General features: G+C 71.5%; 6 protein-coding genes. 3 read left to right on the top strand and 3 right to left on the bottom strand.

Annotated elements, in window-relative coordinates; genetic code table 11:
• Nucleotides 1–214 precede the first annotated feature (214 nt).
• The 3 genes from BIV24_RS30125 to BIV24_RS30115 all read right to left on the bottom strand — a co-directional run bounded on the left by BIV24_RS30125 (nucleotide 215) and on the right by BIV24_RS30115 (nucleotide 1,569).
• Nucleotides 215–397, bottom strand: coding sequence for a hypothetical protein (locus BIV24_RS30125; protein ID WP_071369643.1), 183 nt, complete (start codon nucleotides 395–397; stop codon nucleotides 215–217).
• A 12-nt stretch (nucleotides 398–409) separates the two neighbouring features.
• The gene (locus BIV24_RS30120) at nucleotides 410–994 is read right to left on the bottom strand and encodes an ArsR/SmtB family transcription factor (RefSeq protein WP_071369642.1); all 585 of its coding nucleotides are present in this window, start codon (nucleotides 992–994) and stop codon (nucleotides 410–412) included.
• A 95-nt stretch (nucleotides 995–1,089) separates the two neighbouring features.
• Nucleotides 1,090–1,569: an Lrp/AsnC family transcriptional regulator gene (locus tag BIV24_RS30115; RefSeq protein WP_071369641.1), complete on the bottom strand. Its 480-nt coding sequence runs from the start codon at nucleotides 1,567–1,569 to the stop codon at nucleotides 1,090–1,092.
• A 122-nt stretch (nucleotides 1,570–1,691) separates the two neighbouring features.
• On the opposite strand from BIV24_RS30115, the gene hppD reads away from it, so the two are divergent.
• The 3 genes from hppD to BIV24_RS30100 all read left to right on the top strand — a co-directional run bounded on the left by hppD (nucleotide 1,692) and on the right by BIV24_RS30100 (nucleotide 6,189).
• Entirely contained in the window at nucleotides 1,692–2,837 is a 1,146-nt protein-coding gene (gene hppD / locus BIV24_RS30110) for a 4-hydroxyphenylpyruvate dioxygenase (protein WP_071369640.1), read from the top strand.
• A 316-nt stretch (nucleotides 2,838–3,153) separates the two neighbouring features.
• A complete protein-coding gene (locus BIV24_RS30105; RefSeq protein WP_071369639.1) occupies nucleotides 3,154–4,560 on the top strand; it encodes an FAD-binding oxidoreductase in 1,407 nt (468 codons plus the stop codon).
• A 159-nt stretch (nucleotides 4,561–4,719) separates the two neighbouring features.
• Nucleotides 4,720–6,189 (top strand): RDD family protein, encoded by a 1,470-nt coding sequence (locus BIV24_RS30100; RefSeq protein ID WP_071369638.1) that lies wholly within the window; start codon nucleotides 4,720–4,722, stop codon nucleotides 6,187–6,189.
• The last annotated feature ends 174 nt before the right edge of the window (nucleotides 6,190–6,363 follow it).

Genomic DNA, 6,363 nt, shown 5'->3' with positions numbered 1-6,363 from the left:
GTGCGTTCCCCCACGCTCGGCTTCGCTCGCGCGGGCGGTGCCCCCACCGGCGTGCCGGACGGAAGCCCTCGTACTGGACGTACTTGGGCTTTCGGTCGGCGCGGCGAGTGGGGGTACCCCCTGCTCGAAGAGCTTGGGGGAGCGTGCCGGGCGTCGCGACGGGGCGAACGTTGCCTGCCGCGGCACCAGTGCTCCGGCACTGGCAGCCCGGGCATCAGCAGGTGGCCGGCCGGGGCGCGGCGGCGATCCGCCGCCCGACCTCGACGAGGGTCAAGCCGAGGCGTACGCGCAGGTCGCGAGGGGGCCTGGCCTCGTCGGCAGCACGGTGGGCGGCGGCTTGGGCACGGAGGTCGGCGGCGCGGGTGTGGTGCAGGGCGAGCTGGGTCTCGGCGTGCATCGGTGGAGCCTTTCAGTCCGTGGTGATCGGGAAGGCGTGCGTGTGGATCCGTACCTGCGCGGCCTGCGGGTCGTCCTCCGCGGTGGCCAGATCGCGGTACTCGTCGACGAGGGCGTGCATCTTCTCGACGAGTTCGCGGGTGAGTTCCGGCGTCAGCTTCAGCGTTGCGCTGCTCATGTCCCAGGTGCGCCTCCATTCCTCCGGCCAGGCGGGGCGGTCGCCCAGCCAGGTCGACAGATTTCTCAACTGCGCGGTCGCGGTCTCGTGGAGGTAGAGGTCGGCGGCACCGCGCACTTCCGGGTTCTCGTCCTCGAGGAGGGCGTCGTCCAAGGCCAGGCCCCGGTGGGCCGCCTTCCACCACCGCTCCCGGCCCTTGCCGTGTTCCGGCGCGTCCTCCACGAAGCCGTGCGCGGCGAGCTGGCGCAGGTGGTAGCTGGTCGCTCCGCTCGACTCACCCAGTTTCTGGGCGAGTTGGGACGCGGTGGCGGGTCCGCCGAAGCGCAGGGCGTCGAGCAGCCGCATCCGCAGCGGGTGTGCGAGTCCGCGCAGCGAGCGGGCGTCGATACTGCGGACCGGCGAGGCCTGGGGCTCGTTCATGGGTACAAAGATAGCGTTGCAAAGGACTCGTTGCAACTACTTCTTTGCAACCAACTCTTTGGACCGGTCGGCCCATTGGTGCCGCGGCGCCCCGGCTACGCCCTCTCCGGGTCCTGTGCCGCCTGCTCCACCAGCGGGATGATCCGCAGCGGAACGGCGTTCTCCATGACGATCGCCGTGGAGGCCCGGACGATGCCGTCGAAGCCGACGACCCGGTCGATCACCCGTTGCAGATCCGCGTTCGACCGGGCCACCAGCCGGCACAGCATGTCCCCGGTACCGGTGGTGGTGTGCAGCTCGAGCACCTCCGGGACGGTCGCCAGATGGGCCCGTACCTCCGTCCCCTGCCCCTGCCGGATCTCCAGCGTCGCGAACGCCATGACGGGATAGCCGAGCGCCGCCGGGTCCACCTGCGGCCCGAAGCCGCGGATCACCCCGTTCGACTGAAGGCGGTCCAGGCGTGCCTGTGCGGTGCCGCGCGCGACCCCGAGCCGTCGGGACATCTCCAGTACGCCGATCCGCGGCTCCTGTGCCAGCAGCACGATGAGCCGGGCATCCAGATGATCGATCGCCATACCGCGCTCCCTGTTGGTCATCCTGTACAGAACGCCCGCCGATTCGGGCATTGGACTGAACGGATTGTCCAGCCGATACGCAAACTGTTGCGCACCTTGCGGACGCGGGCGAGGCTGCCGCTATGACGCAGACCACACAGCACACCCCCGGCACCGCGCGCGAGGCAGACCCCTTCCCGGTCAAGGGAATGGACGCGGTCGTCTTCGCCGTGGGCAACGCCAAGCAGGCGGCGCACTACTACTCCACCGCCTTCGGCATGCAACTGGTCGCCTACTCCGGACCGGAGAACGGCAGCCGCGAGACTGCGAGTTACGTGCTGGAGAACGGCTCCGCCCGTTTCGTCTTCACCTCGGTCATCAAGGCCACCACCGCCTGGGGCGACTTCCTCGGTCAGCACGTGGCCGAGCACGGCGACGGCGTGATCGACCTCGCCATCGAGGTCCCGGACGCGCGCGCCGCGTTCGCCTACGCGGTCGAGCACGGCGCCCGCCCGGTCACCGAGCCGTACGAGGTGAAGGACGAACACGGCGTCGTCGTCCTGGCCGCGATCGCGACCTACGGGAAGACCCGCCACACCCTGGTCGAGCGCACCGGCTACGACGGCCCCTACCTGCCCGGCTACGTCGCCGCCGCCCCGATCGTCGAGCCGCCCGCGCGCCGCACCTTCCAGGCGGTCGACCACTGCGTAGGCAACGTCGAACTCGGCCGCATGAACGAGTGGGTCGGCTTCTACAACAAGGTCATGGGCTTCACGAACATGAAGGAGTTCGTGGGCGACGACATCGCGACCGAGTACAGCGCGCTGATGTCCAAGGTCGTCGCCGACGGGACACTCAAGGTCAAGTTCCCGATCAACGAGCCCGCCGTCGCCAAGAAGAAGTCCCAGATCGACGAGTACCTGGAGTTCTACGGCGGCGCGGGCGTCCAGCACATCGCGCTCAACTCGAACGACATCGTCGAGACGGTACGGGCGATGAAGGCGGCCGGGGTGCAGTTCCTCGACACCCCGGACTCGTACTACGACACCCTCGGCGAATGGGTCGGCGACACCCGCGTCCCCATCGACACTCTGCGGGAACTGAAGATCCTCGCCGACCGCGACGAGGACGGCTATCTGCTGCAGATCTTCACCAAGCCGGTCCAGGACCGCCCGACGGTCTTCTTCGAGATCATCGAGCGCCACGGCTCCATGGGCTTCGGCAAGGGCAACTTCAAGGCCCTGTTCGAGGCGATCGAGCGGGAGCAGGAGAAGCGCGGCAACCTGTAGCGCACCGGTGCGCGTCCAGCGGTGCGGCGACTTGGCCGCACCGCCCGGCGGGCGCCTCTAGGGCGTGTTCTGAGTTCCCCGTCTGCGCCCCGACGCCCGGCACGCACTCCCCCAAGCTCTCGGCTTCGCTCGAGCAGGGGGACCCCCATGCCGCACGGTGTCGCAGGACAGGTGGCTCCGCCACATGACCTGCGACACCGCACGCCGATCGCACGCACCGAACGCCGCTGCGCCCGCGCTCCGCGCGGACGACGGGGAACTCAGAACCGGCCCTAGCGGTGACGGGCTTCACAGCGCCGCCCCCGGGTGCGACGCTGTGATCATGAGCCGTATCGAAGCCCCGCGCGACGAAGTCACCGGCAACCTCCTCGACCGCCTCCGCGACGGTCTGCCCGCCGAGGCCGTCCTCACGGACCCCGACGTCACGGCCTCGTACGCGAACGACATGGCGAGTTTCTGCGCGGCCGGCGCCCCGGCCGTGGTCGTGCTGCCGCGCACCGTCGAACAGGTCCAGCACGTCATGCGGACCGCCACCGCACTGCGCGTCCCGGTGGTCCCGCAGGGTGCCCGCACCGGCCTGTCGGGCGCCGCCAACGCCTCCGACGGCTGCATCGTGCTCTCGCTGACGAAGATGGACCGGATCCTGGAGATCAACCCGGTCGACCGGATCGCCGTCGTCGAACCCGGCGTCATCAATGCCACGCTCTCCCGCGCGGTGAACGAACACGGCCTGTACTACCCGCCGGACCCCTCCAGTTGGGAGACGTGCACCATCGGCGGCAACATCGGCACGGCTTCCGGCGGCCTGTGCTGCGTGAAGTACGGGGTGACGGCCGAGTACGTCCTCGGCCTCGACGTCGTCCTCGCCGACGGCCGCCTCCTGTCCACCGGCCGCCGTACGGCCAAGGGCGTCGCCGGATACGACCTCACCCGGCTCTTCGTCGGCTCCGAGGGCTCGCTCGGCATCGTCGTACGCGCGATCCTCGCACTGAAGCCGCAGCCGCCCCAACAGCTGGTCCTGGCAGCCGAGTTCGCCTCCGCGGCCGCTGCCTGCGAGGCCGTGTGCCGGATCATGGACGGCGGGCATGTGCCGTCCCTTCTCGAACTGATGGACCGTACGACCGTCAAGGCCGTCAACGAGATGACGCACATGGGCCTGCCCGAGTCCACCGAGGCGCTCCTGCTCGCCGCCTTCGACACCGCGGACCCGGCGGCGGACCTCGCCGCGGTCGGCGCGCTGTGCGAGGCCGCGGGCGCCACTCAGGTGGTACCGGCCGACGACGCGGCCGAATCCGAACTCCTCCTCCAGGCGCGGCGGTTGTCGCTGCCCGCGCTGGAGGCGACCGCCGGCACGACGATGATCGACGATGTGTGCGTGCCACGCTCGAAACTCGGCGAGATGATCGAGGGCGTCGAGCGCATCGCGGAGAAGTACCGGCTCACCATCGGCGTCTGCGCCCACGCCGGCGACGGCAACACCCACCCGGTCGTCTGCTTCGACGCGCAGGACCCCGACGAGTCCCGGCGCGCCCGCGAGTCCTTCGACGAGATCATGGGCCTCGGCCTGGAACTCGGCGGCACGATCACCGGCGAGCACGGCGTGGGCATCCTGAAGAAGGAGTGGCTGGCGCGCGAGATCGGGCCGGTGGGCGTGGAGATGCAGCGGGCGGTCAAGCACGTCTTCGACCCGCTGGGCATCCTCAATCCGGGCAAGCTCTTCTGACCTCCGCCACGGCTCACTCGGTGTCCTCCGGCCGGGCGGAGAGTGTGCACGGTGTCGCCCGGAAAGGGGCGCGTACGGGCGGACCGGCCGTGGCGGGTGCGCGGGTCTGATAGATGTGGATGCCCACACAACCCCCCGAGCAGATACGGGACGACGGACATGAGCGCCCCAACTCCGGCACCCGGTGACGACAGGCCCCGCGAGGGGTACTACCCGGATCCATCCATTCCTGGATACGTCCGGTATTGGAACGGCGCCGCCTGGGTGCCGGGCACCAGTCGGCCCGCGCCCACCGACGGCCGCCCGCTGCCTCCGCCGCCCGGCGCACGTCCCGCGCAGCCCTCGGTCGAGGAGACCGGGCCGCACTTCTTCGACGAGGACCCGGTCGACGAGCCCGGTCGGGTGAACCCGGCCGAAGACCTGCACGACAGCCGCCCGGAGCCCGCCCCGGCCTGGGGCGCCGAGCGCTCCCAGCAGTCCGGTTTCGGCGGCGACCAGGACCGCCGGGTGTCGTGGGGCGCGCCCCAGAGCGCCGACCCGCGGCTGCCGTTCTCGGGTGGCCCCGACGGCACCGCGCCCCGTACGGACGGCACCGCGACGATCCCGCCCGCCGACTCCTCCCCGCCCTCGGACGGCACGGTCGTGTTCCGCCGGCCGACGCGGGGTGAGGGGGCCGGCACCGGGAGCCGCGGCACCTCCGCCACCAGCGGCCCCGCCCCCACCGAGGGCACCCTGACGATCCGTGCGCTCTCCCCGCGCACGGGGGAGCAGGGCGGAAGCACGGAGGCGGCCGGTTCCGGTACGGGCCAGCCCGCCGCGCGTACGCCGAGCGCTCAGGCGGCGGCCCACCCGGCGCCGGACCCCGTCCCGCAGCGCACCGCCCCACCGCCTGCGCAGCCGTCCGCGCCCGCGACGGGGCTGCCCCCGCAGCGTCCGGCCGGCCCGCTTCCGCAGCAGTCCGCCGCCCCTGGCCTTCCCCAGCAGTCCACCGACAAGCCCGTGACCGGCGCTCCAGGCGACGGTCAGTCCTCCTGGGCGCAGCAGGTGCAGCGGCTCGCGAGTCCAGGCACCGACGGCGACCGGCCCGGCGCACCGTGGAAGCCGCCGGTGGAGGATCCGTTCCAGGCGGCCGCCCGGGCACAGGCGGCGGCCCGGCCCGCGGGCCTGGGCAAGCGGCTGGCCGCCCGGCTGCTCGACACCCTGGTCCTGGCGGCGGTCACGGGCGCGGCCGCCGTACCGCTGGGCACCAAGGCGATCGACCACGTCCAGGACAAGATCGACGCGGCCAAGCTGTCCGGGGAGACCGTCACCGTGTGGCTGCTCGACGGCACCACCACGGCCTACCTCGCCATCGTGCTTGCTGTGTTCCTCGGCTTCGGCGTCCTCTACGACGTGCTGCCCACCGCCCGGTGGGGCCGCACGCTCGGCAAGAGACTGTGCGGCCTTCAGGTGCAGGACATCGAGGGCCACGAGCCGCCGGCCTTCGGCCGGGCGCTGGTCCGCTGGCTCGTCTACAGCGTTCTCGGTCTGCTGCTCATCGGCGTCGTCGGTGTCCTGTGGTGCCTGTTCGACCGCCCCTGGCGCCAGTGCTGGCACGACAAGGCAGCACACACGTTCGTGGCGGGCTGACCCGGACGGCCCTGTACGGATGCGGAGCCGGGGGGTTCGCGGTCGACTCGGGCCATGAGCACCGAACCGCCGCTCCCCGGCTCAGAGGGCTACCCGGACAACGACCCGTCCAGGAGACAGCAGCCTCCGCCGTCCGGGGGCGACGGCGGCAATCAGCCCCCGCCCGGCGGCAAT

Source organism: Streptomyces colonosanans (assembly GCF_001866645.1).
Classification (GTDB): domain Bacteria; phylum Actinomycetota; class Actinomycetes; order Streptomycetales; family Streptomycetaceae; genus Streptomyces; species Streptomyces colonosanans.
This window is presented reverse-complemented; position numbering and strand designations above follow the sequence as displayed.

Coding starts and splice junctions, on each gene's coding strand:
- hppD (WP_071369640.1), top strand. CDS start 1,692: ATGACGCAGACCACACAGCACACCCCCGGCACCGCGCGCGAGGCAGAC.
- BIV24_RS30100 (WP_071369638.1), top strand. CDS start 4,720: ATGAGCGCCCCAACTCCGGCACCCGGTGACGACAGGCCCCGCGAGGGG.
- BIV24_RS30125 (WP_071369643.1), bottom strand. CDS start 397: ATGCACGCCGAGACCCAGCTCGCCCTGCACCACACCCGCGCCGCCGAC.
- BIV24_RS30120 (WP_071369642.1), bottom strand. CDS start 994: ATGAACGAGCCCCAGGCCTCGCCGGTCCGCAGTATCGACGCCCGCTCG.
- BIV24_RS30115 (WP_071369641.1), bottom strand. CDS start 1,569: ATGGCGATCGATCATCTGGATGCCCGGCTCATCGTGCTGCTGGCACAG.